Origin of the sequence: Labedaea rhizosphaerae (assembly GCF_004362825.1) — a bacterium.
Classification (GTDB): Bacteria; Actinomycetota; Actinomycetes; order Mycobacteriales; family Pseudonocardiaceae; genus Labedaea; species Labedaea rhizosphaerae.
Genome location: NZ_SNXZ01000002.1, coordinates 50,967 through 77,394, shown reverse-complemented (window position 1 = coordinate 77,394; position 26,428 = coordinate 50,967). Strand labels below are relative to the sequence as shown.

General features: G+C 71.1%; 26 protein-coding genes. 15 read left to right on the top strand and 11 right to left on the bottom strand.

Annotated elements, in window-relative coordinates:
* Window positions 1–15: 15 nt before the first annotated feature.
* A complete protein-coding gene (locus EV186_RS10000) occupies window positions 16–663 on the top strand; it encodes a maleylpyruvate isomerase N-terminal domain-containing protein (protein ID WP_133848960.1) in 648 nt (215 codons plus the stop codon).
* A 125-nt stretch (window positions 664–788) separates the two neighbouring features.
* On the opposite strand, the gene EV186_RS09995 is transcribed toward EV186_RS10000, so the two are convergent.
* Window positions 789–1,394 (bottom strand): GNAT family N-acetyltransferase, encoded by a 606-nt coding sequence (locus EV186_RS09995; protein ID WP_133848959.1) that lies wholly within the window; start codon window positions 1,392–1,394, stop codon window positions 789–791.
* A gap of 245 nt (window positions 1,395–1,639) precedes the next feature.
* Between EV186_RS09995 and EV186_RS09990 the strand changes: the two genes are divergently transcribed.
* From EV186_RS09990 to EV186_RS09980, 4 genes are read left to right on the top strand one after another with little or no spacing between them, the layout of a single operon-like run.
* Window positions 1,640–2,431 (top strand): GNAT family N-acetyltransferase, encoded by a 792-nt coding sequence (locus EV186_RS09990; protein ID WP_133848958.1) that lies wholly within the window; start codon window positions 1,640–1,642, stop codon window positions 2,429–2,431.
* Window positions 2,428–2,652 (top strand): translation initiation factor IF-1, encoded by a 225-nt coding sequence (gene infA / locus EV186_RS09985; RefSeq protein WP_133848957.1) that lies wholly within the window; start codon window positions 2,428–2,430, stop codon window positions 2,650–2,652. Before EV186_RS09990 ends, infA begins: the two co-directional genes overlap by 4 nt.
* A gap of 55 nt (window positions 2,653–2,707) precedes the next feature.
* A complete protein-coding gene (locus EV186_RS40690) occupies window positions 2,708–3,280 on the top strand; it encodes a DUF7800 domain-containing protein (RefSeq protein ID WP_341814484.1) in 573 nt (190 codons plus the stop codon).
* Window positions 3,225–4,307: an alkaline phosphatase D family protein gene (locus tag EV186_RS09980; RefSeq protein ID WP_341815031.1), complete on the top strand. Its 1,083-nt coding sequence runs from the start codon at window positions 3,225–3,227 to the stop codon at window positions 4,305–4,307. Before EV186_RS40690 ends, EV186_RS09980 begins: the two co-directional genes overlap by 56 nt.
* Before the next feature lie 2 nt (window positions 4,308–4,309).
* Here the strand turns inward: EV186_RS09980 and EV186_RS09975 are convergent, their stop codons facing one another.
* Window positions 4,310–4,906, bottom strand: a complete 597-nt coding sequence (locus EV186_RS09975; protein ID WP_133848956.1) for a D-alanyl-D-alanine carboxypeptidase family protein — start codon at window positions 4,904–4,906, stop codon at window positions 4,310–4,312.
* Between the two features lie 250 nt (window positions 4,907–5,156).
* Here EV186_RS09975 and EV186_RS09970 point away from each other — a divergent pair, with 250 nt between their 5' ends.
* Complete coding sequence (locus EV186_RS09970; RefSeq protein ID WP_166659098.1) at window positions 5,157–5,612, top strand: ATP-binding protein; 456 nt, start codon at window positions 5,157–5,159, stop codon at window positions 5,610–5,612.
* 353 nt (window positions 5,613–5,965) lie between these two features.
* Here EV186_RS09970 and EV186_RS09960 read toward each other — a convergent pair whose 3' ends face one another.
* Entirely contained in the window at window positions 5,966–9,718 is a 3,753-nt protein-coding gene (locus EV186_RS09960; RefSeq protein WP_133848954.1) for a S8 family peptidase, read from the bottom strand.
* 167 nt (window positions 9,719–9,885) lie between these two features.
* Between EV186_RS09960 and EV186_RS09955 the strand changes: the two genes are divergently transcribed.
* On the top strand, window positions 9,886–10,836 hold the full coding sequence (locus EV186_RS09955) for a hypothetical protein (RefSeq protein ID WP_133848953.1): 951 nt from the start codon (window positions 9,886–9,888) through the stop codon (window positions 10,834–10,836).
* Here the strand turns inward: EV186_RS09955 and EV186_RS09950 are convergent, their stop codons facing one another.
* Both EV186_RS09950 and EV186_RS09945 read right to left on the bottom strand, forming a co-directional pair.
* Window positions 10,837–11,418, bottom strand: a complete 582-nt coding sequence (locus EV186_RS09950) for a CPBP family intramembrane glutamic endopeptidase (RefSeq protein WP_133848952.1) — start codon at window positions 11,416–11,418, stop codon at window positions 10,837–10,839. It lies immediately after the preceding gene.
* On the bottom strand, window positions 11,415–12,311 hold the full coding sequence (locus tag EV186_RS09945) for an NAD(P)H-binding protein (protein WP_133848951.1): 897 nt from the start codon (window positions 12,309–12,311) through the stop codon (window positions 11,415–11,417). Before EV186_RS09945 ends, EV186_RS09950 begins: the two co-directional genes overlap by 4 nt.
* Before the next feature lie 62 nt (window positions 12,312–12,373).
* On the opposite strand from EV186_RS09945, the gene EV186_RS09940 reads away from it, so the two are divergent.
* Window positions 12,374–14,080 (top strand): glycoside hydrolase family 13 protein, encoded by a 1,707-nt coding sequence (locus EV186_RS09940; RefSeq protein WP_133848950.1) that lies wholly within the window; start codon window positions 12,374–12,376, stop codon window positions 14,078–14,080.
* A gap of 45 nt (window positions 14,081–14,125) precedes the next feature.
* Window positions 14,126–15,331 carry an MFS transporter gene (locus EV186_RS09935; protein WP_133848949.1) on the top strand — a complete coding sequence of 402 codons (1,206 nt, stop codon included), beginning with the start codon at window positions 14,126–14,128 and terminating at the stop codon, window positions 15,329–15,331.
* Window positions 15,332–15,387: 56 nt separating this feature from the next.
* Here the strand turns inward: EV186_RS09935 and EV186_RS38825 are convergent, their stop codons facing one another.
* A complete protein-coding gene (locus tag EV186_RS38825) occupies window positions 15,388–15,561 on the bottom strand; it encodes a hypothetical protein (protein WP_166659097.1) in 174 nt (57 codons plus the stop codon).
* Between the two features lie 9 nt (window positions 15,562–15,570).
* Window positions 15,571–16,089, bottom strand: a complete 519-nt coding sequence (locus EV186_RS09930; RefSeq protein ID WP_133848948.1) for a cysteine dioxygenase family protein — start codon at window positions 16,087–16,089, stop codon at window positions 15,571–15,573.
* A gap of 92 nt (window positions 16,090–16,181) precedes the next feature.
* On the opposite strand from EV186_RS09930, the gene EV186_RS09925 reads away from it, so the two are divergent.
* Window positions 16,182–17,045 carry a LysR family transcriptional regulator gene (locus tag EV186_RS09925; protein WP_133848947.1) on the top strand — a complete coding sequence of 288 codons (864 nt, stop codon included), beginning with the start codon at window positions 16,182–16,184 and terminating at the stop codon, window positions 17,043–17,045.
* Here EV186_RS09925 and EV186_RS09920 read toward each other — a convergent pair.
* A complete protein-coding gene (locus EV186_RS09920; protein ID WP_133848946.1) occupies window positions 17,032–17,760 on the bottom strand; it encodes an MBL fold metallo-hydrolase in 729 nt (242 codons plus the stop codon). The two genes, EV186_RS09925 and EV186_RS09920, sit on opposite strands and share 14 nt — an antisense overlap.
* Before the next feature lie 136 nt (window positions 17,761–17,896).
* Window positions 17,897–18,214 (bottom strand): DUF3870 domain-containing protein, encoded by a 318-nt coding sequence (locus EV186_RS09915; protein ID WP_166659096.1) that lies wholly within the window; start codon window positions 18,212–18,214, stop codon window positions 17,897–17,899.
* A 55-nt stretch (window positions 18,215–18,269) separates the two neighbouring features.
* On the opposite strand from EV186_RS09915, the gene EV186_RS09910 reads away from it, so the two are divergent.
* Complete coding sequence (locus EV186_RS09910; protein WP_133848944.1) at window positions 18,270–20,117, top strand: serine/threonine-protein kinase; 1,848 nt, start codon at window positions 18,270–18,272, stop codon at window positions 20,115–20,117.
* A gap of 56 nt (window positions 20,118–20,173) precedes the next feature.
* On the opposite strand, the gene EV186_RS09905 is transcribed toward EV186_RS09910, so the two are convergent.
* Complete coding sequence (locus tag EV186_RS09905; protein WP_133848943.1) at window positions 20,174–22,159, bottom strand: S53 family peptidase; 1,986 nt, start codon at window positions 22,157–22,159, stop codon at window positions 20,174–20,176.
* Between the two features lie 331 nt (window positions 22,160–22,490).
* The gene (locus EV186_RS09900; protein WP_133850164.1) at window positions 22,491–23,003 is read right to left on the bottom strand and encodes a CHAP domain-containing protein; all 513 of its coding nucleotides are present in this window, start codon (window positions 23,001–23,003) and stop codon (window positions 22,491–22,493) included.
* 216 nt (window positions 23,004–23,219) lie between these two features.
* On the opposite strand from EV186_RS09900, the gene EV186_RS09895 reads away from it, so the two are divergent.
* The 4 genes from EV186_RS09895 to EV186_RS09880 all read left to right on the top strand — a co-directional run bounded on the left by EV186_RS09895 (window position 23,220) and on the right by EV186_RS09880 (window position 26,418).
* On the top strand, window positions 23,220–23,612 hold the full coding sequence (locus EV186_RS09895) for a type III secretion system chaperone family protein (protein WP_133848942.1): 393 nt from the start codon (window positions 23,220–23,222) through the stop codon (window positions 23,610–23,612).
* 41 nt (window positions 23,613–23,653) lie between these two features.
* Window positions 23,654–24,895, top strand: coding sequence for an MFS transporter (locus EV186_RS09890; protein ID WP_133848941.1), 1,242 nt, complete (start codon window positions 23,654–23,656; stop codon window positions 24,893–24,895).
* 74 nt (window positions 24,896–24,969) lie between these two features.
* Window positions 24,970–25,914 carry a chitinase gene (locus EV186_RS09885; protein ID WP_133848940.1) on the top strand — a complete coding sequence of 315 codons (945 nt, stop codon included), beginning with the start codon at window positions 24,970–24,972 and terminating at the stop codon, window positions 25,912–25,914.
* 15 nt (window positions 25,915–25,929) lie between these two features.
* Window positions 25,930–26,418 carry a DUF2199 domain-containing protein gene (locus EV186_RS09880; protein ID WP_133848939.1) on the top strand — a complete coding sequence of 163 codons (489 nt, stop codon included), beginning with the start codon at window positions 25,930–25,932 and terminating at the stop codon, window positions 26,416–26,418.
* The last annotated feature ends 10 nt before the right edge of the window (window positions 26,419–26,428 follow it).

Here is a 26,428-nt window from a genome sequence, read left to right as displayed (position 1 = left end):
GGCGAGGAGGAGGCGATGCGGGTTGACCACGCGACCGGCCAGGCCGGGCTGATCGCGGCGCTGGACGCCCTGGCCGATGCGCTCGACGCGTTGACCGACGACCGCGCGCTGGCGCCGAGCCGGTGCCACGGCTGGCTCGTGTGTGACGTGCTCGCGCACCTGCACCTCGGCCTGCAGGAGATGCTGCTCGGCACCCTGCAGACCACGCACGAGGCGCCCGACACCGACGCGGCGACGTACTGGCGGGCCACGCCACCACGCAGTGATCCCGCCGCCGACGACCTGGACGGCCTGGTGTTCGCCCGCCGCCTCGCCGCCGCCTACCGCAGGCCCACGGGCCTGGTCGCGCACCTGCGCCCGACGGTGCTCGGCCTGCGCACGGCCGTCGGGGCGATGGCGGATGGCGCCGTGCGGTTCCAGGGGCACGTGCTGAGCACCGGTGACTTCCTGGCCACCTGGGCGGTGGAGGTCGCGGTGCACCACCTCGACATCGACGTCGGCGACCCCGCTGCGGCCGCGTTGCGCCTGGCCCGTCAGACGGTCGACGCGATCGCGGGGGAGCGCATGCCCGCCGAACTCGGTGACGCCGAGGTCGCCTTGTCGGGCTTCGGCCGCATCGCGGTCCCGGACGGTCTCGGCGATCGGTTGCCCTTGCACCGCTGAGTTGTCCACAGGCGACCAGTTGTCCACAGATCGCGCTCGTGGGCCCGTTCGAGGCCCGGCACGGCCATAACCTGGTCGTAGCCCCGCGGGTGAGGGTTGCTTGACAACTGGAGAGTGAATGCCGGTCAGCCGACCGGCGCCTGGTCGCGGTCGAGCCGGGCGGTCAGCCGGGCGCGCACCTCGGGCCACTCGGGAGCGGTGACCGAGTAGGTCACGGTGTCGCGCAGGGTGCCGTCCGGCCGGACCCGGTGGGCGCGCAGCACGCCTTCGCGCGTCGCGCCCAGGCGCTCGATGGCGCGCTGCGACCGCTCGTTGCGGTGATCGGTGTGCCAGCCGACCCGGTTCGCGCCGAGGACGTCGAACGCCCTTGTCAGCAAAAGGAGTTTGGCTTCGGTGTTGAGGGCGGTGCGCTGCCAGCGCGTGCCGATCCACGTGTGTCCGATGTAGAGGCCGCGGTGGTGGGGATCGATCTCGTAGTACGACGTCGTGCCGGCCACCGCGCCGGTGGCCGTGTCGACCTGGACCCAGGCGCGCCGGTTCGGGTCGGCGAGCGTCGCGTCCACCATGGCCAGCGCGGCCTCGTCGTCTTGTGGCTGGCGCACGGACAACCACGTCCACACCGTCGGGTCGCCGCCCGCGACGAGCAGGCCGTGCGCGTGCTCGCGGGTGAGGGGTTCCAGGCGCACGTGCCGTCCACTCAGGACTGGCCGGTCGAACCATTCATCACGCATGTGGCCACGCTAGGGCGCAAGTGGCCTGGTCCAAACGGCCACTGATCGTGGATTCCGGAGGTCCACTTAAACCGTTGGCGGAGCCGGCGAACGGCTTGGTACCGTGCGTTCGACCGTGACCGGCCTGAGGAGGTGTGCCCCCATGAACGCTGCATCGACGTGGGTGCTCCCCCTTGCCTTCACGGTTGGGTGACTGAAAGAGGTGTCGCCGGGAGCCCCGAACAGGCATCCCGAAAGGCACCACGATGGAATCCACTTCAGCCCTCGGCGTGCGCGCGGAGGAGATCACCCGGGTCTCCGAGCGCCATTGGCACGCACTGGCCGACGACCGGGTGGTCGGTCGCGCCGAAGCGACGCGGCGGCCCGACGGTCGCACCTTTCTCAGCATCGACGTCTGGCACGACGTGGTCTTCGACCAGCTCGCCCGCGTGGTGCTGGCCGAGCTCCCACGTCCACTGCACACGATCGTCGATGAGGCCGACGCGGGCCTGACCGCCCAGTGGCGGCGGGCCGGCTTCACCGTCCGCCGCCGCGAGTGGGAGTACCTCGTGCCCACCGATCCGGCGCTCACCGGGCTGGGCGCGAGCCTGCCGGAGGTGACGATCCTGCCCGCCGGGCAAGCGGACGAGCAGTTGTTGCGCGCGCTCGACCGCTCGATCCGCGACGAGGTCGGCACGGGCTGGCCGGACATGCCGGCCGAGGTGTTGCCCCGCCCGGCGGGCGTCACCGTGCTCGACCCGGCCAAGTACACGGTGGCGATGCGTTCCGGCCAGTACGCCGGGCTGTGCCGGCTGGGTCCGGTGTCGCGGCAGCCGCGCATCGGGCTGCTCGCGGTCCGCCGGGAGCACCAACGCAGGGGAGTGGCGCGTGCTCTGCTCGCCCATGTACTGGATCTGTTGCACCGCAAGGGGATCGGCGCCGCCTGGGCCGACGTGACCGAGTCCGCCGCGGCGGCGACGGCGCTCTTCGAGGGCATCGGTGCGCGGCGGTCGAGCAGCACCCTCGAGTTGCTCCTGGATGGGCAGGTGCGGCCATGACCAAGTCGTCGAAGGGCATCGAGGTGCAGGGCACCGTCGTCGAGTGCCTGCGCAACGCCACCTTCAAGGTCGAGCTCGAGAACGGGCACCACCTGCTGGCCCACATCAGCGGCAAGATCCGCAAGAACTACATCAAGATCCTGCCGTACGACCGGGTGCTCGTGGAGGTCAGCCCGTACGACCTCAACCGCGGCCGGATCCTGTTCCGCTACCGGTCGTGACCGGGCGGCGCGCTCAACTTCGGTGGCGTGCCACCGGTTCTGCGAAAATCGCCCAATGGCGGAGCTTCTTCTTGGACCGGTCTTGCGGCACGTGGACGAGACGTCGGCGACGATCTGGGTGGAGACCGGTGGTCCCGCCGAGGTCGCCGTCGAGCTCGGCGGTGGTCCGAACGAGCGCACGCCGACCTTCCAGGTGGAGGACCACCACTACGCGCTGGTGGTGCTGACCGGGCTGGAACCCGGTCGCGCGTTGCCCTACACGGTCCGGCTCGACGGCGAGGTGGTGTGGCCGCAGGCCGGTAGCGGCCTGCCGCCGAGCCGGATCCGCACACTGGCCGCCGACGGTGACCGGTTCCGCATCGTGTTCGGTTCGTGCCGCAAACCGCACGAGGAGGACGCGCTGGGCCTGGACGCGCTCGGCGCGTACTCCCGGCGGATGGCGGGGCAGGACGAGCGCGAGTGGCCGCAGTCGCTGCTCATGGTCGGCGACCAGATCTACGCCGACGAGACCACCGACGAGACCAAGCGCTGGATCGCGCCGGCGCGACCCGGACGTCCCGCCGGGCACCGAGATCGCGAACTTCGAGGAGTTCACGCACCTCTACCACGAGGCCTGGCGCGATCGTGACGTGCGCTGGCTGCTGTCGACCGTACCCACGTCGATGATCTTCGACGACCACGACGTGCGCGACGACTGGAACACCTCGCAGAACTGGCGCGACCGGATGGCCGGGCTGTCCTGGTGGCCGGAGCGGATACGGGGCGCGCTGATGTCGTACTGGGTCTACCAGCACATCGGCAACCTCGGCCCGGACGAGCTCGCGTCGAACAAGGTGGTGCAGGAGGTGTTCACCTCCGGCGAGGACAACGCCGAGCGGTTGCGGGCGTTCGCCGACCACGCCGACCGCGAGGCCGACGGCGCGAAGGGGACCCGCTGGTCCTACCGGCGCGACTTCGGCTCGGTGCGGCTGCTGGTGATCGACTCCCGGGCCGGGCGGATCCTGGCCGGCGGCGCTCGATCGATGATCGGTGAGGAGGAGTTCCGCTGGCTGGAGGACCAGGTCGACGGCGGCTACGACCACTTGCTGGTTGGCACGTCCTTGCCGTGGTTGATGCCGAACGCCTTGTCCCACCTGCAGTCGTTGAACGAGGCGGCCGCGCGCAAGGGCGGTCTGGTCGGCCGGATCGCCGAGTGGGTCCGGCAGACCGGCGACCTGGAGCACTGGCCCGCGTTCCGCGCTTCCTTCGAACGCCTCGGCCGGCTGCTGCGCACGGCCGGTGACCACGCGGCGGCGGTCGCGGTGCTGTCCGGCGACGTGCACCACGCGTACGTGGCGCGTGCCCGGTACCAGGACGAGCCGAAGGCGCCGGTGCACCAGCTGACCTGCTCACCGATCCACAACACCGTGCCTTGGTACATGCGGCTGGTGTTCCGGGCGGGCTGGTGGGCGCCGCCGGCGAAGGTGACCCGCTGGTGGGCGCGCAGGCGGGGCATCGACACAGATGCCATCGATCTGCAGCGGGTCTCGGGACCGCACTTCGGCAACGCGCTGATGACCGTCAAGGTGTCGGGCCGTCAGGCGTGGGCCGAACTGGAACAGTCGACCCGGGCCGGCCTGCGCACCACGATGCGCGCGCCCTTGCACGCGACCTGAGGTCAGCTGCCGGTCGCGCTCGGCAGCAACGCCGGGCAGCCGTCGGTCACGTAGCGCGAGTCGTACTCGAAATGCCACTTCTCGTTGTCGTAGCGGCGGCACCAGCCCAGCGCGCGCCCGTTGTGCTCGACCCACGCCGCCGACGCCAGCGGCTGCACGTCCACCGCGATGCCCTTGACGTGCATGGACTTGTCCGGCGGCAGCACATAGCGGGCGGCGAGTTCGGCGGTGCCGAACCTGCGCACGGCGTTGTCGAACTCGCGTTGCTGCTGGGCCATGCTGCGCTTGCCGTCGTTGACGCACATGCGCACGCCCTGGGCCTGCGCCGCGGCCCGCAACCGCTGGAACGCCGCCAGCACGTCCGGGCGCAGCCCGTCGGGGCGCTCGTCCACGTAGCGCTTGTCGAGCGGGCACACCGGCCCGGTCTCCGGCCCCGGCACCAGGTCGACGATCGCCAGCGCCTGCCCGGGCTTGCGGTCCTGCGCGAACGACGCCCGGCCGGTCACGCCGACGAACACCTCGGCCGCCACCAGCAGGACGAGCACCACGAGGACGCCGAGCCCAAGACGTCGACCGGTGGATGATGTTGAGCCGCGCACCGGCCCGAAGGTACCCAGGTCGGGGCACGCTGCCCAGTGTTGATGCTTTCACTCACAAGCACGCAACCAAGGCGCCGCCGGCCCGTCATGTCCACAACGGGGGCAGGTGTTGCGTCGCATGTGGGCGTGACGATCCGCGAACTCGCCCGTTCTACAGACAGTGGTGTCGGTCGAGGGGGTGAGAATGGCGGATTGTCTGGGTACCCGGCGGGCGCGGGTAGCATCAGCGCCGCCGTCGAAGCACGAAGGGGTGAGGCATTTGCCGGCCTTACCCAACGGCGGAGACCAGCCGGTCAGCAGGACTTTCCTGCGGCTGACGGGCCTGCACGCCACCGGCGCGGTGGTCCGCCAGGTTCGGGAGCGCCTCGTCTCATGGGTGCGCCAGACCGGCCTGGACGAGGACCAGGTGGCCGACGTTGGTCTTGCGGCCCACGAGGCCATGGCGAACGTCATCGACCACGCCTACGAGCAGCCCGGCGGCGTCTTCGACCTGTACGCGTTCACCGACGAGGACACGGTGACCGTGACGGTGACCGACCGCGGCAACTGGAAGCGCACCCCGCAGGGCAGGCCGACGCTGCGTGGCCGCGGCCTGTTGATCATCCGCCAGCTCACCCGCCAGTTCGAGCTCACGGCCCACGCCCACGGCACCATCGTCCGCATGACCTGGCGAACCCGCTCGCGACCGCCGCTACGGCGCGCTTGAGGACACAGCGGCCGCACTGCACGTTCCCGGGTGCACGGAGATCAGCGCGGTCTGCACAGCCCGCTGGCGCGGGCAAGGCCTGAAACACGCCTGCTGTTCACCGTGGCGGCCGGTATCCGCGACCGGGGCGAGAGCGTCCAATGTGGACGGGCTGTTCGAGGCCTTCGGTTTCCGGCTTCGGCCGCGCACCACGATCATCGTGCTCGTTCCCGCGGGCCGTGGCCGCCCTCGACTCCCAAAGGCGCTGGGCACGGCGGTGGGGGGGGCCCCCCCGGCCCCCCCCCCCCCCCCCGCGGGGGGCCGGGGGGGGGGGGGGGGGCCCCCCCCGCGGCCCCCCCCCACCGCCGCCGGCCTTACTTGGTGACGTGGAAGGCGTTGGTGATCGTCTCGGTCACCGTGTTGCCGTCTCGGTCACCGGCCTGCACCCGCAGCGACACCGTCGCGCCGGGCCGCGGGAGCGGGGCGAACGCGACCCGCCAACCACCGCCCGAGGGCAGCGGCAGCAGGCGCAGCCACGTCTTCCCGCCGTCGTAGGACGCGGACAGTGCGACCTGCTTGATCGGCGTGGTGATCGCGCCGACGTGGTGGGGCCGGAACTTGACCGTGGTGAAGCCGTAGCCCTTGACCGTGTTCGCGGGGCTCAGGTCGAGGTCGTAGTCCACCGAGATCGTCGGCAACGCCTGGCAGTTCTGCTCCACCGGCACCATGCCGGAGTCGTTCCAGCACTGGAAGCCCGGTGCCGCCTTGTCCTGGCCGGGCGCGGATGTGAACTCCCAGCTGGTGTCCACGCGGTAGTCGCTGCCCGGTGCGTAGTGCAGGTCCAACCGGTATCGGCCGTTGTCGGCCGGCACGTTGTACCGGGTCACCGGTGAGCCAGGCAGGGCGGCGACCGGCTTGCCATCGCGCTGCAACGATTGGGTCAGCACCGCATCGTTCGGCGGCATAGCCGTGACGTGCCCGGCGCCGTCACGCAGCTGCGGGAAGACGAACAGGCTGTTGCCTTCCCGGTTGGCGAGGTACGGCGCGGGCATGGTGGGCAGGTTGAAGAACTCGGTCTGCCCGTATCGCATCGGGCTGCCGTACCAGTCATCCGTCTGGCGCGATCCGGCCCGCAACGGCACCGCGGGCCCCGACAGCATCTCCCACTGGTCACTGACGAACGTGTTCGTGTAGCGGACCCACGGCGTGCTGTCGGTGATCGGCCCGTAGTACTCGGTCCGGGTCTGCGGCGCGCGGATCGACTCGACCAGCGGCGGTTCCGGGATGTCGCCGCGCTCGAACGCGGTGGCGTACATGGTTTCCGCGTTCGCGTGGTAGGTCGTGTCGAACCGGGCGAGGTCGCGGGTCCGCACGGTGAACGACGGCGTGACCGGCACCTTGCCCGCCTCGGTGTAGGCCAGGTGGTAGGCGTACGGGCTAGTCGGTTTGCCCACCAAGGTCGCCGCACCCTTGTCGTGCCGCAATGCCGACAGCAGGCGCAGCCCGTCGGGGTGGTTGAGGTAGCCCACCGGCACGACCTCGTTCTGGTCGCTGTCGCCGCGCAGGGTCATGCGCACCCGGTCGAACATCAGCAAGCCCACCGCGCCCGCTTGCACGGCGCGCGCGGCGAACGCGGTGCCCTCGCCGGCCAGGATGTCGACCTGGCCCAGCACCACCTTGCCGTGCAGGTCACCGGCGGCGGCGAAGTCCTCCGGGGTTCCGGCGCCGACGTAGACCAGGTCGTAGCGGTGCCGCCCATCGAACATCTTCAGCTTCTTGGGCGCGACGTAGTCGTAACCGCCGCCGTAGGCCGCGAGGTACGCCGGGTGCACCGTCACGGCGCCGACCGTCACGTCGAGCTGGCTGCGGGTGATCGTCGTGGTGTACTGGAAATCGAACTTGCCGGTGGTCACCGGCTCGGTCGGGCTGACGAACAGGTTCGCCTCCCACGAGCCCACCCCGACGTTGAACGTCCACGGCGTGCCGTCCGGTGTGGTGCGGGTGCCGGTCGCGGCCACCGCCGACTCCAGACCCGGCTCGTCGGTGTGCACGGCGATCCGCTTGGTCTTGCTGAAGTCCAGCACCAGGCTCTGGTCCTGATACAGGTCCACCTCAGGCTTGTAGATGACGCCGGTGGTTTCGAGCATCTGGGGGCCGTCGGCGTCGGTGTAGTGGATGAGCGACAGGAAGTACTTGCCCGCGGGCAGCGTCACGGTGATGCCGTTGTAGAGGCTGTAGGCCTTCGGGCCCTCGGACGGCCGATCGACCGGCAGCACCCACAGCGTGGACTGCCCGATCACCGTCTTGCCGTCGAAACCCAGCACCGAGAGCGACAACGTGTGTTTCACCGCGCCGTTGGTGAACCCGAGCGGCGTGTGCACCGTCCCGCCGTCCGGGGCGGTCGCGGTGATCAGGCCCTGCTGGCTGCCCACGCCGACCTTGCCCGGGTGCAGCACGACGTGGATGTCCGCGGCGCCGCCGGCCGGCACGGTGACCGACGGTGGCACGTCGAGGGTGCCCTCCGGCGCGGCCTTGCCCGTCGGGTCGGCCACCCGGGCAGCGAGCGTCAGGGTGACCGGGGCCGTCCCGGCGTTGTGGTAGGTCACGGTGGTGTCCTGGTCCGGCACACCGGGCTCCAGCTCGCCGAACCCGAGGGTCGCGGGCGAGGTGGTGACGGTCTGGGCGATGGCGGCCTTGACGTCGACCTGACCCGCGCCCTGGTCGTTGACCGGCTTGCCGATATCCTTCGTGGAGGCGATCAGCGCGGCCTTGAGCTGCGCGCCGGTCCAGTCCGGGTGCCGCTGGGCCAGGATCGCGGCCGAGGCCGCGACGTGCGGGGTGGCCATCGAGGTGCCGCTCGCGGTCGTGTACTTGTCGTTGACCGGGGTGCCCATAGTGGTCCCGGTGGCCCGGGCGGCCACGATGTTGACGCCCGGTGCGACCAGTTCCGGCTTGACCGAGCCGTCGTCGGCGGGGCCGCGGCTGGAGAAGGGCGCGATCTGCTCGTTGCGGTCGTCCGCGCCCACGGTGAGTGCCGCCGATGCCCGGCCCGGCGACCCGACCGTCGCCCGGTCCGGGCCGTCGTTGCCTGCCGCGATCACGAACAGGGTGCCGGTGCTGGCGGTGAGGGTGTTCACCGCATCGCTGAGCGGATCGGGGCCGGCCGGGGCCGGCGCGCCGAGGCTCATGCTGACGACCTTGGCGCGGCCCGCGGCCCACTCCATCCCGGCGATGATGTCGGAGGTGGTGCCGAAGCCCGCGTGGTCCAGCACCTTGCCGATGACCAGCCGCGCGCCCGGGGCCGCGCCCTTCTCGACGCCGCCGGACGCGGCACCGGTCCCCGCGATGGTGGACGCGACGTGCGTGCCGTGCCCGTGCCGGTCGACGACGTCCGGTTCGGCCGGCACGAAGCTCGCCGACTCGACGACCTGACCGGCGAGGTCCGGGTGGGTGAGGTCGACACCGGTGTCGAGCACGCCCACCCGCACGCCGGTGCCGTCGAGACCGGCCGCCCACGCGGCGGGCGCCTGGATCTGCGCCACGCTCTCGGCGAGGTCGACGTGGTACTTGCGGTCCAGCAGCAGCCGGCCATCGCCGGTGCTCTGCCGCTGCTGGGCGGAGGGGTGGGAGATCGTCGTCTGCCAGAGCTTCGGCGTGTCGCGCTTCGGGACGGTGAACGCGACGGCGTCGACGCTGGCCAGGGTCCGGGTCACCTTGCTGCCCGGCAGCGCGCGGGTGGCCGCGGCGCGTGCCGGCACCGCGCCGCCTGGGTAGTCCATGATCAGCGGCAGGCTTTGGTCGCGGCTGTCCTGGTAGCCGTTGGTCGCCAGGTAGGTGACGTTGAACAGGGTGTCGTCGACGCGGCCGGAGGTCACCGGCTGCGTGGCGTCGCTGGGCAGCACGTGCCAGCCGTCGGCGCGGTTGTACACGTCGTAGCGGATGCCTGGCCTGCGCTGCACGACCTGCACCGAGTCGGCACCGCCGGGGCGGCGCACATACGCCACCACGTCGCCGGTCACCAGGGTCACCTTGGTCTGGATCGCGGGCGCGGTGACCGCGCTGGCCGTCGGTGTCGGGGCGGCCGTGGCCGCGGGCGGGGTGAGGACCACTGGTAACGCGGTGGCCATGGCTGTTGCGAGGAGGAGCCACCGGGATCTGTTGCGTGAGCCGGGCATCGCGCCGCCTTCCGCCGGGGAACGGTCGCCAGCGATCATGCGGAGCGGGTCCGGTGCCGGTAAAGGTCGTATGCAGGCGGTTTGCCGCCAGTGTCGGCATCCCGCCATACGATGCGTACATGTTGGACGTACTGGGGATCGGTCCAGCTGAGGAAGCGCTCTACGACGCACTGGTGCGCAGGCCCTCGGCGACCGCTGTCGAACTGCGCACGCTCGTGCCCGAGCCGGACGAGGCGCTGAAGTCGTTGGTGGAGCTGGGATTGGTCAGTGGTCCGGATGACTCCGGCCAGTACACGGCGATCCCGCCGGACCTGGCGCTGCGTGCGCTGGCGACCCAGTTCGAGCACCGCCTGGATCAGGCTCGCGCGCGCATCGGCGCGCTGGCCGACGTCTACGCCGCGGCCCCGCGGCCCAGCCGCGACCTGCCGGTCGAGGTGGTGCCGGGGCCGGAGGCCGTGGCCCGCTTCCGGTTGCTGACGCTGTCCGCGACCACGGAGATCCGGGCGTTCGAAACGCCGCCGTACGGCGAGCTGGCCCCGGAGGACCTGCTGCCGTGGGCGCCGGAGATGGACGGCCTGAGCCGCGGGGTGCGCATGCGCGTGGTCTACGGCCGCGCCGCGATCGAGGAGCAGACCCAGGAGCTGCTGCGCGAGCCGATCCTGGCCGGGGAAGAGGCTCGGGCGTTGGACGAGGTGCCGCTGCGCCTGCTGCTGGTGGACGACGAGCTCGCGATGCTGCCCGCTCGCACCGGGCGGCAGCTGGACGACGGCATGCTCGTGGTCCGCCAGGGCAGCTTGCTCGACGCGCTGTCGAGCCTGTTCGAGGCGACCTGGGCGCAGGCGCTGCCGCTGACCATGTCGGCCGAGCCCGAGCAGACGAGCACCGACGAGACCCTGGTCGCCCTGCTCGCCGCCGGGCTCGGTGACCAGGCGGTGGCCCGGCACCTGGGCGTCGGCCTGCGGACGGTGCAGCGGCGCATTCAGGAGCTGATGCACTCATTGCACGCGGCAACCCGCTTCCAGGCCGGGGTGGCGCTCGGCCGCACGCTGGCGGCCAAGGCGGCCGAGTGATCACTTGAACAGCGGCGCCACGTACCTCAGCATCAGCATCGACCACGCGATGTGGGCCGTCGCAGGCGCGAGCAAGCCGTCACCGCGTTCGCGTTGCCAGGCGAACACCGAGCCCATGATCACGGCGGCCAGCACCAGGGCCGGGTTGCGCGACCCGGCGACCGCGGCGACGTAGAGCGCGGTGCCCCGCTTGGCGCCCAGCAACTCCTGCACGGCCCCGCGGAAGTAGATCTCCTCCGCGATCCCGTTGGCCGCCGTCGTCGCGGCAACCCACGGCGTCCTGCCCACGTGCACGTGCGCGAACGCCTTCGTCAACGCCCGGCGTAGCACGGGAATCCGCCGTGCGACGTGGGCGCAGCCGTAGAAGACGCCGAAGGCGGCGGCGCCCACGGCCAGTCCCTCGCCGGCCCGGCCGCCGCTGCGTTGTGGACCGGCGACGAGCCCACCCACGGTCCAGGTCGCCGCCGTCGCGTAGGTGGCGCGGTAGAACCGGCCGGATCCCGGCGCGGCCGTGAGCGACCGGGTGAGCAGGGCCGTGCCGACGGTTTGGGTGGCCGCGATCGCCGCGCGGCGCAGCTTCATGCGGACCGCCGTTGCTTGGCGCGTTCGCCCAGGGCCGCGAGCACCGCGTCGTCGTAGCCCATCGGCTCGAACGGCACCAGCGACCTGATGCTGTCGTCGCCGACCACCACCTCGTTGGTCATCGAGTCGACCAGCGTGCGGCCGGTGCGGGTGTCGACGCTGGTCACGAGCGAGAGCCACAGCGACGACAGCCGCGGGCTGAGCACCGGCACCGGCAACACCAGCAACGGGCGTCCCTCGATGGCTGCGACCCGGCGCATCATGTCGCCGTACTCGAGCACCTCCGGCCCGCCGATGTCGAACGTGCGGCCCAGCGCCTCGGGTTTGCCCAGCACGCCGGTGAGGTAGCGGATCACGTCGGCGACCGCGATGGGCTGCGTGCGGGTGTGCACCCAGCGCGGGGTGATCATCACGGGCAGGTGCTCGACCAGCTGGCGGGTCAGCTCCCAGGAGATGCCGCCGTGCCCGACCACGATGCCCGCGCGCAGCACGGTCACCGGTACGCCCTCGGCGCCCAGGAGCCGCTCGACCTCGCGGCGGCTGCGCAGGTGCGGGGACAGGTCGTCCTCGTCGTCGCCGAGGCCGCCGAGGTAGACGATCTGACTCAGGCCGGCCTCGGCCGCGGCCGCCGCGAAGTTCCGGGCGGCCTGCGCGTCGCGCTGCTCGAAGTTGGCGCTGTCGAGGGAGTGCACCAGGTAGTAAGCCGCGTCCGAGTCCCGCAGCGCCGGACCCAGCGTCGCCGGGTCGCTGACGTCCGCACCGACAGCGGTGCCCGCGCCGTCGTACTTGCCCGGCTTGCGCGTCAGGGCCCGCACGTCGTGCCCGTCGCGGTCGAGCGCGACGCACAACCGCTGTCCGATGAAGCCGGACGCTCCGACCACAGCCACTCGCATGCCCCCACCATGACCGCGACTGCCGCGGCTTGCACGCCGAACCCACCACTAAGGTCGAGGCCATGGTTGATCAAGACTGGCGGCGGTGGGTGGTCTACCAGGTCTACCCGCGCAGCTTCGCCGATGCCAACGGTGACGGCGTGGGCGACCTGCGTGGCATCTTGTCCAAAGTGGACTACCTGAGCAAGCTCGGCGTGGACGTGGTCTGGCTGTCGCCGGTGTACCGCTCGCCGATGGACGACAACGGCTACGACATCAGCGACTACCGCGATGTCGACCCGCTGTTCGGCACCCTGGCCGACCTCGACGAGCTCATCGCCGTGCTGCACGCACGGGACATGAAGCTCGTGATGGACCTGGTGGTCAATCACACCTCCGACGAGCACCCGTGGTTCCAGGCCTCGAAGTCCGGCAAGGACGATCCGAAGCGGGATTGGTACTGGTGGCGCGATCCGCGACCCGGACACGTGGGCGGGGCCCCCGGCGCCGAGCCGACCAACTGGGAGTCCTACTTCTCCGGGCCGACCTGGGAGTGGGACGAGGCGACCGGCCAGTACTACCTGCACCTGTTCTCCCGCAAGCAGCCGGACCTGAACTGGGAGAACCGGCAGGTCCGCGCCGCGGTCTACGAGATGATGAACTGGTGGCTCGACCGGGGCGTCGACGGCTTCCGCATGGACGTCATCAACATGATCAGCAAGAACCTCGCGCTGCCGGACGTGCCGCCCCGGCCGGGGTCGCCCTATGGTCCCGGCAACCGCCACTTCATCTGCGGGCCGCGCAACCACGAGTTCCTCGCCGAGATGCACCGCGAGGTGTTCGCCGGGCGTGAGCGCCACATCCTCACCGTCGGCGAGATGCCGGACGTGACGGTCGAGGACGCACGCCTGTTCACCGACCCCGAGCGCCGCGAGGTCGACATGGTCTTCCAGTTCGGGCACGTGTCGCTGGACCACGGCGCGCACCGGTTCGACCCGAAGCCGCTCAAGCTCTCGGCGTTGAAGGCGTCGCTGGCCGACTGGCAGACCGGCTTGGCCGGCACCGGGTGGAACTCGCTGTACTGGGGCAACCACGACCAGCCCCGCGCGGTCTCGCGCTTCGGCGACGACGGTGCGCACCGGGTCGCCGCCGCCAAGACCCTCGCGACCGTGCTGCACCTGCACCGCGGCACGCCCTACATCTACCAGGGCGACGAGCTGGGCATGACCAACTCGCCCTTCGCCGCCATCGAGGACTACCGCGACATCGAGACCCTGAACTTCCACGCCGCCGCGGTGGCCGGCGGGACGGTCGACGTGCCCGAACTGCTGCAGGCGATGGCCCGCACGAGCCGCGACCACGCCCGCACCCCGATGCAGTGGGACGCGTCCGACCAGGCCGGGTTCACCACCGGCAAGCCGTGGATCGCGGTCAACCCCAACCACGTGGAGATCAACGCCGCCGCTCAGGTGGACGACCCCGACTCGGTCTTCGCCCACCACCGGCGCCTGATCGACCTGCGCCACACCGACCCCGTCGTGACCGACGGGTCGTTCGAGCCGCTGGTGCCCGAGCACGAGCAGGTGTGGGCCTTCGTGCGCCGCACCCCGGACGCGGAACTCCTAGTGGCCGCCAACTTCGGCGCCGACCCAATCGAGATCACGCTGCCGGTGGACGAGGGGTGGTGCAGGGCCGAAGTCGTGCTCGCCAACCTGCCGGACGCCGACCCGGTGCTGCCGACGATCACCTTGCGCCCCTGGGAATCGGTGGTGCTGCGCCGACGAGGGTGATCGACCCCGGCGGTTGGGCAGGACGGCTGCCGGGTAGACCCGGGCATGACTGGGGTCGTGGTCGCGAAGCCGCTGTACCGCACCGTGCTGCCGGGTACCGCGATGATCGCGGTCACCTTCGGGTTGGCGCGCTACGGGTACGGGCTGCTGCTGCCGGACATGCAGGCGGAGTTGTCGATCAGCTCAGGCACGGCGGGACTGATCTCGTCCTGCACCTACGTGTCGTACCTGCTGGCCAACGTCGGCGTGGTCTGGCTGACCGACAGGCACGGTCCACGCACGGCGATCGGGCTCGCCGCCGCGCTGGCGGTGGCCGGGATGGTGGTGCTCGCCACTGCCCACAGTGGAGCCGTGCTCGCGGTGGGCGTGCTGGTCGGCGGCGCGGCGGCGGGTCTGGCGTACCCGCCCTACAGCGACCTCGTGGCCGGTGCGGTCCCCGCGCCACGCCGGGATGTCGCGTGGTCGACGATCAGTTCCGGCACCGGCTGGGGCGTTGCCCTGGCCGGGCCGATCGCCATCACCGCCGGCGGGCAGTGGCGCATCGCGTGGCTGGTGTTCGTGGCGCTGGCCGTGAGCGCGGGCATCATGGCCGTGTCGTTCGCGCCGCGCCGTCCCCGCCGGTTGCGCCGCCCGCAGCTGAGCTGGACGTGGTTCTTCTGCCCGAGGTCGCGGCCGTTGCTGCTCGCCGCGGTCCTGATCGGGGCGGGCAGCGCGGTGTGGTGGACGTTCTGCGTGGATGCCTTGCGCCACGCGGGAATCGGCCCGACGACGGCCCGCGTCGTCTACGCCGTGTGCGGTGCCGCGGGGATCATCGCCTCCTTCAGCGGAGCCGTCCTCAAAGGAATCGGGTTGCGCCGCGGTTACCTCGCGGCCTGCACCTTGCTCGCCGTCTCCCTGGCCCTGCTGGGTCTCGTGTCGGCGCACCTGGTCGCGGCGCTCGGCGCGGCGGTGTTGTTCGGCGTGTTCTACGTCAGCGTGACCGCCATGCAGGGGATCTGGAGCGCGCGGGTGTTCGCTGATCACCCCGCGGCCGGGCTCACCGCCGTGAACGTCGCGCTGACCCTCGGCACGCTCACCGGACCGGCCCTGGCCGGGGTGTCGATCGCGCGGTTCGGCTTCCCGGCAACGCTGGTCGCGGCAGCGGTCGTCATCGTCGCCGCGCTGCCGTTCTGCCCGCCGACCGCGCGTCGCAAGCGGATCCTCGACGAGCACGTGTGCACGGCCGCACCCGTCGAGGACGACCGGACGTGATCTGACGGAAACCGGCGGCGTTGCTGATCGTCCGAAGTGGACCGGCCGGTCGGAGCTCAGTCCACGGTGGACAGCGCGTAGGCGTGCTCGGCGATGAGATCCGTGGTCTCGACGAAGGGGCCGTCGGTCAGCGGGAGGCCGCTGCCGTCCGGCCCCAGCGCCCAGGTCTCCCGGACGTCGTCCGGTTCCCGTGGTCGGACTCGGTAGTGCTTGAGGCGCAAGGACTTCATCGGGGCGGCTCAGGCGGGGTAGGTCCGGCGCACGCTCGTCCCCTGGCTGAGGTCGGCGCCGTAGACGTGCAACGTGATCGCGACCGTGTCGCCGGTGTTGTGCACCTGGTGGATGTCGTCGGGCGGTGCGACGCCGCTGACCGAGCCGGTCGGGCGTTCCACCTGCCCCACCTGGACGAGCCGGTCGCCCTCGAAGCCGAACAGGTTCTCGGTCTCCGCGCCCTGCAGGATGAGGAACGAACACCACACCAGGTGGTCGTGGATCTCGGTGAACTGGCCGGGGCGCCACACGACCGCGGAGATCGAGAAGTCGGCCTCCGTGTGCAGCGTGTGCCGGGTGTACCCGTCGGGCGATCCCTCGCGTTCGGCCGCCGTGAGCAGGTGCGCGGTCGGACGCGATCGCGTGAGCACGTCGGCCACCAGCCGGGCGGTGCGGCCGGGGTCAGTGTTTTGGTTGGTACACAAGCGGATCTGGTCGGCCAACGCCGCGAGCCCGGGCCGGGACGAGGTTTCCGAGATGGTGGTCATGGCGCTCTCCTTCCGAGCTCCTTCATCGTGGAGTGCGGCTCACATGACGTCCAATGCCAAGTTCCAGGCGATCGCATAAGTAACCTTTATGCATGTTCAACCTGACCCAGCTCGCGGTGCTGGCCGCGGTCGGCCGGCACGGTTCGGTCACCGAGGCGGCCAAGGAGCTGCACTACACGCAGCCGGCGGTGAGCCACCACCTCGCCCGGCTCGAGGCGGCGACCGGCGCCAAGCTGATCCAGAAGGTCGGCCGGGGCATCCGGCTCACCCCGGAAGGCGAGCTGCTGGCCGCCCGTGCCGCCGAGATCGTCGGCCGCGTGGACGCGGCGGCCACGGAGCTGGCGGCGCAGGTCGGGTTGCGCAGCGGCCGAGTCCGGCTGGCCGGGTTCCAGTCGATCCTGTCCACGATCGTCCCGGAGGCGGCGTCGGCGCTGGCCCACGCCCACCCCGGCATCGGCCTGCACGTCGTCGACGAGCACCCGGTCGAAGCACTGCGCATGCTCCGGGCCGGGCAGCTCGACGTCGCGTTGATCTTCCGCTACGCCGACACCCCGCGCGAGGAGGACGGGTTCCGGCTGGTGCACCTGCTCGACGACCCGATCTACCTGGTCACGACCAAACCCGGGCAGACCGTCGCCGAGCACCGCGACTCCCAGTGGATCGGCGGCTGCGTGCGCTGCCAGGACGAGCTGGTCACCATCTGCCGTCAGGCGGGCTTCACCCCGCGGATCTCGGTGGTCAGCGACGACATGGTCGTCATGCAGGCGCTGGTCGCCGCGCACATGGGCGTGACCACCCTGCCCGGGCTCGCGTTGCGCGCGCACCGCAGGCCCGACATCCACACCACCGAGCTGCCCGACACCCCGCGCAAGATCTACGCGGTCACCTACGGCGACCCGCCGGACCCGCCCGCCACCGCCGCGTTCCTCCGCGCACTGCAGGTCAGCATCGCGTGAAATGCCCGCAGGCCAGCACATCCGGGCCGTAGCGGTCGAGCAGCAGCCGACGGGACGCGGCCGCTCGCACCGGGTCGTGGTCCGAGCCGAAGCACCAGTCCGGGTGGTGCAGCTGGGCGGGGGAGTGCAGGACGTCCCCGGCGATGACGACGGACCCGGCGGCGACGCTGAGGTGGCCCGGCGTGTGCCCGGGCGTGGCGATCACCCGGAGACCGTCGGCGAGCTCGTCGCCGTCCGCGCAGAACTCGATCCGGTCGCGCAGGACGTCCAGCACGGTCCGCCGATCCGGTCCCACCGGTGACGGGTTGTGCTGCCAGTGTTCCCACTCGTCCTCGTGCACGACGTGGCGTGCGTTGGCAAAGGTGAGCAGGCCGTCGCTGGAGGTCCAGCCGACGTGGTCGCGGTGCAGGTGCGTGTAGACGACGAGGTCGACGGCAACCGGCGCGACCCCGGCGGCGGCGAGGTTGGCGATCAGGTCGCCACCGCGGTAGGACGCTCCGGCGGGCGTCTCCATGTCCAGCTCACCGAGGCCGAGGTCCACCAGGGCGATGTGGTCACCACTGCGGACGAGGAACGAACCCACGCCGGCGACGAGCCGCCCGCTCGTGTCGAGGAGGTCGGCGTGCGCCTGCCAGTCGGCGGGGGTCGTGGCGGGGAAGAGGTCGGTCGGCCGGGCGCGGACTTCGCCGTCGGGGATGAAGGCAACCGAGGACATGCGTGTACTCCCTTGTGGGGCGGCGGTTCTGGGCGCACGCGCAGAACCAGCGAGGGAGACGGCGGTCGGGGCCGCGCGATGACCGGGCCGGTGGCCGGGCACCGCGCGCGGACACGTGTGCCTGTCGGGTTCGAGCCTACTGGTCGCGGCCGGCGTAGCGGCGCCAGGCGTCCCTGATCGCCTGCTTGATCGAACCGGCCGCCGGGCCCAGGTAGTGCCGGTCGACGGCGTCCAGGAACGGGCCGTCGTCCCCGCTGAGGTCGGCGCCCACCAGCAGCGACGCGAGCCACTCGCGCGCCATCGCGGTGGCGGCCGTCGAGTCGACGGCGAGCACGGTGCAGTGCGGCGGCTCGACCAGCAGGCTGAGGGAGAAGAACTCCTGGGTCGCGTGGGTCGTCGACTGCGCGGGGACCTTCGCGTAGCCGAGCACGATCATTTGTTTCCGGGCATCCACGGCGCCATTGTCCCGGGCATCGGCCGCACGCCGGCGGCCCGTTAGCCTTGCGGTCATGACGGACGGCAGCAGGTTGATCGCGCAGCGGTACCGGCTGGACGCTCCGGTCGGGGTCGGTGGGATGGGGGAGGTCTACCGGGCGACCGACCTGGAGTTGCGCCGGACGGTGGCGCTGAAGAGGTCGCAGGCCGGCGACAGCGCCCAGATCCGCCGCGAGGCCCGTATCGGCGCCGGCCTGCACCACCCGCACGTCGTGACCGTGTTCGACGCGGTGACCGACGGCGCGGACCGCTGGCTGGTGATGGAGTACCTGCCTTCGCGCAACCTCAACGAGATCCTGCGCAGCGACGGGCCGCTCCCGGCCGTGACGGCGGCCCGGGTGATCGGGCAGATCGCCGACGCGGTCGCGGCCATGCACGCCAAGGGCATGGTGCACCGCGACATCAAGCCCGGCAACGTCCTCGTGGCCGACGACGGCACCGCCAAGCTCACCGACCTCGGCATCGCGCGCTGGGCCGAGGTGACCCACACCAGCGACACCGAAGCCGGTGGCACCCCCGGCTACCTCGCGCCGGAGGTGGCCGACGGCGGGGACGCCGACGCCCGCGCCGACGTGTTCGCCCTCGGTGCCACGCTTTTCGCGGCGACGACCGGCCGGTCGCCGTGGGGCGGCGCCGAGCAGGGCCCGTACGTGCAGGTGCACCGCGCCCGCAACTACCAGCTGGAACCGTTGCCGGACAACGAACTCAATCGGCCGTTGCGGGCGTTGCTGGCCCGCGACCCGGCCGACCGGCCGACCGCGGCGCACACGCACCTGGGCCTGGCCACGATGGCCGATGGCGCCGCGCCGCCGGTCGTCCCGCTCGGCAGCGGGCCGGCCACGGCCACGTCTTCCCGCAAGCCGAACACGACCCGCCGCACCCAGTTCGCTGCGGCGGCAGCGGTCGTGCTCCTGCTCGTGGTGGCGGGCGTGGTCTTCCTGCGGCCCTCCGATGCGGTGACCGGCAAGCCGTCGGCCGCGTCCCTGCCGCCGCAGCCCGGCGCGATCCTCGACCCGCACACCATGGACCCCTGCGCGGTGCTGAATCGCGACTCGCTGAGCGGCTACGGCTCCGTCGCGCTGAACCGTGACTACTACAACTTCGACAAGTGCGGGCTCCAGGTCGACGTGAGGGGCGGGGGCATCGTGGCGGCGACCGCCGAGTTCCTGCCGTGGGACGACAGTTACGCCGCGCCGAAGCCGGGCCAGGTGGTCGGTCCGGACCACCCCGACACGCAGAACGGTCACTGCCGGCGGACCTTCACCCTCCCGGCGCCGAACGTGGTGGTCCTCGACCTCAGCGAGCCGGGCAAGGACAGCAGCTCCCTGCCGTTGTGCGCGATGGCCGACCGGCTGGCCACCCCGGCGGTAGCGGTGTTGAGCCGTGGGCCTCTGCCCCGGCTGACCGAGCCGTACCCGCCCCAGTCGCTCGCGTGGGTCCGGGCCTGCTCGCTGACCAGCGCGCAGGAACTGACCACCGTGATCGGCAGCGCGCCGCCTGGGCAGCCCGGACTGGGGGACTGGACGTGCGAGTGGGGCGAGGACGGCGCCAAGCAGGTCTACCTCGAGTTCAACCGCGACTGGCCGCTGGACGACCCCGACGAGGGCATCGGTGCCGACGGCGACCCGATCGCGTTGAGCGATCGTCCGGGTTGGACGGACGTCGACCACGACGACAACGGCTGCGAAGTCGAGTTCTCCCACCGCGAGTTCGCAACCGGGGACCGCGTGCCGGGTGCGCCGACCCAGCGCGAGGACACCATCAAGATCACGCTCTACGACCCGGACGCCGCCGACCCCGCCACCCTCTGCGCCGGCGCGACGAGCCTCGCCAACGTGGCGATCGGCAAACTGCCCCGCTGACGGGACGGGCCCCGGCGCCGAGTGGCGCCGGGGCCCGTTTCCCGCCGGGATGACTACTAGAGCAGCAGCAGGAACGGCAGGCCGTTGGGCGAGCCGAGTCCCGTGATGTCGTCGTAGCCGCGGGTGGTGTGGATGGTCAGGCCCTGGTAGTCCAGTTCCCGGACCGAGTCGAGCAGGCCGTCGGAGGCGTTCTCGCCGTTGGCGAAGTCGATCCGCTGGACTGCCGCGTTGTCCACGTGCTGCACGTCGTAGATCACTCCGGTCCGCGACGTGAGCTGGTAGAGCGCCGGGTTGATGAACCCGTGGTGGAAGTGGTCGAGGTCGTCGGCCACGGCCACGATCCCGGCGAAGACCGGCGACGCCAGGCTGGTGCCACCGATGCGGTACTGGTCGTAGTAGACCCCGTCCGAGAAGGTCTGGGTCTGCCCGACCAGGAACCCGGTGTTCGGGTCACCGACCGCCGAGATGTCCGGAACGACACGCCCGCGGGCGTTGCCGGTCTGGTTCTTCGCCGCCAGCGCGTCCGGCACGATCCCCTTCTGGTAGAAGGGTTCCGCGAACAGCCTGCTGGTGCCGCCACCGCCGCCGCTGGTGTAGACGGGAGTGGAGTAGACGCCGTTGACGAGGCTGCTCTTGTTGGTCTCCCAACCGGTTTCGAACTGGCGCTTGCCGTCCGCGCCGATCGCGATCGCCGTGCCACCCACCGCGGTCACCCACGGCGAGGACGCGGAGAAGTCCGGCGACGGGAAGCCGAGGTTGTCGACCTCGTCACCCGAGTCACCGGAGGAGAAGTACAGGCCGATGCCCTCGAGGGCGGCCTGCACCGCGATCTGGTTGAACGCCTGGACTTCCTCCGCCGGGACGTCCTCACCGAGGTCGCCGTAGGAGTTGGACACCAGATCGGCACTGCGGTTCGCGACGATGTCGTTCAACGCGATGTCGATGTTGTTGTCCATGCAGTCCGCCGCACCGACGAAGTAGATCTTGGCGCCGGGCGCGAGACCGTGAACGGCCTCGACATCCAGCGTCTCCTCGCCGTACCAGCCAGCGGCGTCGCACTGGTCCGGGTCCTCCATGCCGGGGGTGGGCGGGTAGACCTTCTCCGAGTAGAGCGCGCGCGTCAGCGGGTGCGCCGGGTCGTTCTTCTTGGCGTACGTGCTGGCGTCCTTGAAGATCGTCGGCGAGCCGAAGGCGTCCACGATCGCGACAGTGGTGCCGCGCCCGTCGATGCCCTTGTTGACCAGACCGTCGACGCCGTAGGCGGAACGGAGCTGGCCCGGCTTGTAACCGCACGGCGCGTAGGGGCGCTGCACGCCCTTGTACGCCGGGTCGGTCGTGTCGATCCTCTCGCCGTAGAAGGCACTGCACGGGCCCGAGTTGCGGAAACCGGGTCCGGGCGGCACGGCACCGGGCTTGGCCGAGCGGCTGGCACGCGTGCCCGCCGTCTTGGTGTTGGCACCGGTGGTGTGCCTCGGGGCCTTGCGCGCGGTCGTCTGGTCGACCCCGGACACGCCGAGGACGTCCTTCGCGATCGCGTTCGGCACGGTCAGGTCCTTGTCGGCGGCGCGGAGCGTGGTGCCGCCGACGGAGTACTTGCCGAGCTGAACCCCGAATGCCTGCTGCACCTGAGCGGCGCTGCCGGACGCGGCGACGTACATGTTGTTCGAAGGCACGTCACCGACCCGGAAGCCCGCGCCGGTCAGCCACGACCGCACCTCGTCCACAGTGGACTTGGTGGGGGCGAACTGCGAGCGCACCTGCGCGGGGCTCAGGTAGTGGTGGAACTGGGCGCTGCCCGGGGTGGACACCGCCCGGGCCAGTGCCTCGGCACCGGCCTGGTTGCGCGTCTTCAGGTACACCCGGAAGTCGATCCGGGCGCCCTGGTCCGCATCGCCCACCTTGCTCTTGGGGGTTGCCCACGAAGGGTGGGAACGCGGGATCGCTGCCCGGTCGTCGGTCGACGCTCCGGCCGCGGCCGGTACCGCCCCGGCGAGGCCACCGGCCACCACCGCGGCGACGAGCAGCGTGAGGCTTCTCCGCACGATAAGAAATCCCTTCTCGAAGCCAAATGGACAGCGCAGACCGTATGTCGATGGCTCGGCAGAAGGAAGATGTCCGTTAACCCGTCCGGGGCTGTGTCCCCACTTGTGGGGGTGGGAAAATGACCGATGGTCACCAACTGGCCGCCAAGTGCGGGGTTACGTCCCGGTTCAGGACGGCGATTGCCTTGTTTGTCGTAAATGTCGATAACTGATGATCGCGGTGCGTGAGCTAATTCGTTTACCTAAGAAAATGGGGTTAAGGCGGGAGCAACAGGACAAAAGCGGTGCGGTGCACCCGCCCGGCGGGCGAGCGCACCGCACGACCGGTCGGTCAGGCAGGCACCTGCGGGTTGCTCCAGCCGAGGTAGTTGGCGAAGTAGTACACGCTGTCCGCGTGCCCGATGGCCCCGCCGATGCTGCTGGAGTAGAAGCCGCCGTAGCCGTCGGCGATGCCGACGTGGCCGTACTGGCTGATGTTCCAGTAGACGAACGCGCCCGCCGGCGGGTACGGGTCACCGCTGTGCGCCTTGCCGTACTGCACGGCGCCGTACCAGTGATCGATGGCCGAGGGCCAGACACCTGTTGTGCCCCAGGCGTTCTCGACGGCCATCTCGCAGTAGCCCTCCCAGCCCGACGAACCGGTGTGGGCCTGCATCCACTGGATCGCGCCGGCCGCCGTGCCGTCGCCGGCCGACCTCGGCGAAACGGTGCTGGACAGGACATTGCCGGCAACGACGCCGTTCACCGGTGCCGGGCTGGCGGCTGCGACGCCGGCCGGCAGGACGGCGAGGCCGATCGCGGCCGCGGTGGCCGCGAGCGCGCTCGCGATGCGCCGCCGTGTCACACCGCGCTGAGGCGCGCCGTCGGCCGACCGCTTCTGGTAGCTGACCACTCTTCCTCCCGAACGTCGCAAACTTTCCAACAAGAGTGCAATAGACGGTACAGATTTTCGTCTGTGTCGACCAGGGTTCGGTACACGGGGAGTAGTTCCGCGCACACGCAGAACGGATAGATTCTGACGGCGCACCACGCGCAGCAAACCGGCGAGCCTGGAGGAACCTTGGCCACCTGGGAAGACCTGACCGCGTTCGTGTTCGACACCTACCGGGTCATCGATCGCGAGGACGACGAGATCCGGGTGGAGGTCGAGTTCGAGGACGAGCGCAGCCAGGTGATCGTGATCTGCCGCGAGGTGCTCGACAACCGCGAGGAGTGGGTGCAGCTCGTGTCGGTGTGCGGGCTCGCCGACCGGGTCGACCTGCGGGCGGTGCTCGAGACCGTCGGGCACAACAGTGTGGTGTGCGGCCTGGCGATCATTGGGGACCACCTGGTGCTGCGGCACGCACTGCCGCTGGAGAACCTCGACATCAACGAGTTCACCGACCCGTTGTCGCTGCTCGCGGGGTCCGCCGACGAGATCGAGGAGACGTTCTTCGGGGGTGACGGCTTCTGACTTGAGTCCATCCGACTCAAGTTTCTGGCAAGATCGTTGGCATGGCGGCTGGCGGTCTGTTGCGGGACCCGGACTTCCGACGGTTGTGGCTGGCCGACGCGGTCAGCCAGCTCGGTACCCGGATGGGTCAGCTGGCCCTGCCGCTGCTGGTCGTGCTGACCCTGGACGCGACATCGCTGGAGGTGTCCCTGGTCCGGGTCGCCCAGACCGTGGCGTCGCTCGCGATCGGCCTGCAGGTCGGCGCGTGGTGCGACCGGCTGCGGTGCCGCCCGGTGCTCATCGCCGCCGATCTCGCCCGGTTGGTGCTGCTCGGCTCGCTGCCGCTGGCCGCGGTGCTGGGCGTGCTGACCCTCGCCCAGGTCTACGTGGTCGTGTTGCTCGTCGGTGCGGCGACGGTGTTCTTCGACGTGGCGCACCTGACCTACCTGCCGCGCCTGGTCGAGCGGGACGAGCTGGTCGAGGGCAATGCCAAGCTGCGGGCCAACATGTCGGTCGCCGCCGTTGCCGCGCCGAGCCTGTCCGGCGTCGTCGTGCAGGTGCTGACGGCACCGGTCGCCGTGCTCGCCGACGCGCTGAGCTACCTGTGGTCGGCGCTCTGGGTCTGGCGCATTCGCGCGCCCGAGCCCGCGCCGCCGAGGGTGCGGCGCCGGCCGCTGCGCGCCGAGATCGCCGAGGGCGTGCGTGCCGTGCTCGCGGATCCGGTGCTGCGCGCCATCGCCGGGAGCAACGCGACCATGGCGGTGTTCCAGTCCGCGCAGATGGCGATCTGGGTGGTCTTCCTGGTCCGCGACATCGGGCTCAGCCCGGGGACCATCGGCGTGCTGAGCACGGCCGGGCTGGTCGGTGCGCTCGTGGGCTCGGCGCTGGTGCGACGGCTGACCGAGGTGGTCGGCGCGGCGCGGCTGCTGTGGCTCGCCACGCTCGGTGCGGGTGCCGGGTTCCTGCTCAACCCGCTGACCGGGCCGGGACCGCGGCTCGCGTTCGCGGTGGCCGCGTCGTTCATCGCGAGCGCCTGCATCATCGTGCTGGTCGTGGTGCAGGTGAGCTTCCAGCAGGCGATCGTGCCGACGACGCTGCTCGGGCGGGTCAACGGCACCATGAACCTCTTCTACTGGGGCGGTGCTCCGGTCGGCGCCTTGCTCGGTGGCCTGGTCGCCGACCAGTTCGGTGCTCGCACGATGCTGTGGGTGGCCGGCCTCGGGGTCGTGGCGTCTGCGGGCTGGTTGCTGGCGTCGCCGCTGCGCCGGATGCGGGACATGCCGGACGCTACTTCCGTAGGTTGACCGCTGTGGTCCAGACCACTTACCGTGACGTTGTGCGCCCGGAAGGCTACTGATCGCTGCCCAAGGGAGCTGCCGTGAAACGCCTCTGGACGCTCGTCCCCGCCGTCGCCGCCGCGGTCGGTCTCGTCGCCGCGCCCGCGCAGGCCGAAGTCGCCGCCGCCACGCAAGTGGCGCCGTACATCGACATCACGATGCCCACACCGTCCCTTGTGGACGTGGCCAACGCGACCGGGGTCAAGACCTTCACCCTCGCGTTCGCCCTCGCCGACAGCACCGGCTGCCACCCGTCGTGGGGCGGCACGATCCCGCTCGACGACCCGCGGATCCTCGGCGAGATCCACGACCTGCAAGCCATGGGCGGCAATGTGATCGTGGCGACCGGGGGAGCCGCCGGACCGTACCTGGAGTACAGCTGCGGCAACGCGGGCGACCTCGCGAACGCCTACCGCCAGCTCCTCGACACGGTCGGCACCAACAGCCTGGACGTGGACATCGAGGCCACCGTGCCGCAGGACGTGGTCAACGAGGCGCTCGCGACCGTGCAGCGGGAGCGCGGCACCACGATCAGCTACACGCTGCGGGTGCAGGGCGACGACTACGGCGTCGACCCGTACTCGCTCGACGTGCTGCGCAGCGCGGCCGCGCACGGCGTGGACGTGCTGGTGAACCCGATGACCATGGAGTTCGGCTCCAGCCGGCCGGACTGGGGCGACGCGGTGATCGCCGCCGCGCAGAGCGTCGTCGGGCAGATGCGCGGGGTCTGGCCGGGCGAGTCGGACGCACAGCTCTACGGCCGGCTCGGCGTCACCCCGATGATCGGCCGCAACTACAACGGCAAGGTCTTCCAGCTCGACGACGCGGCGCAACTGGTGAGCTGGGCGCACGGCAACGGCGTCGGGCGCCTGGCGTTCTGGTCGGCGGGCCGGGACAACGGCTCGTGCCCGGGCGGTGGCGTCTCGCCGACGTGCAGCGGCATCGACCAGGCCGACTTCGCCTTCACCAAGGCCTTCGCCGGCTGACTAGGGTCTCGCCGTGTGACGACCGACTGCGCCTGCGGGCGCCCGCTCGACGAGCACGACCGCCAGATCCGCTTCGGACTGCCGGACCCGGTGCTGGACCTGCCGGAGCGCGAGGCGACCGCGGGTGTGTGGCTCAGCCACAGCACGCCGGGTGAGTCGGTGATGATGCAGGTGCCCGGCCTCGGGGCCTTCGTCCGGGCCTTGCTACCGGTGCGGCTGACGGGCGGATACGCGGTGACGTACGGCGTCTGGATCGGCGTGTCCCCGGACGACCTGCAGCGAGCCTTCCGGGTGTGGTGGGCGCCGGAGTACGTGGATCTTCGGTTGACCGGGGTGCTGGCCAACCGGATCGCGCCATGGGAGGTGTTCGGCGCCGCGGTCGAGCTCGGCGTGCGCGACGCCGAGCAGACACCGTGGTGCGAGGCGAGCCCGGACGCCGCGTTGGCCTCGGTCTTGACGCAGGAATGGGAGCACGGGCCGGTGCTTGCCACGCTGCCCGGCTAAGAGCAAACCG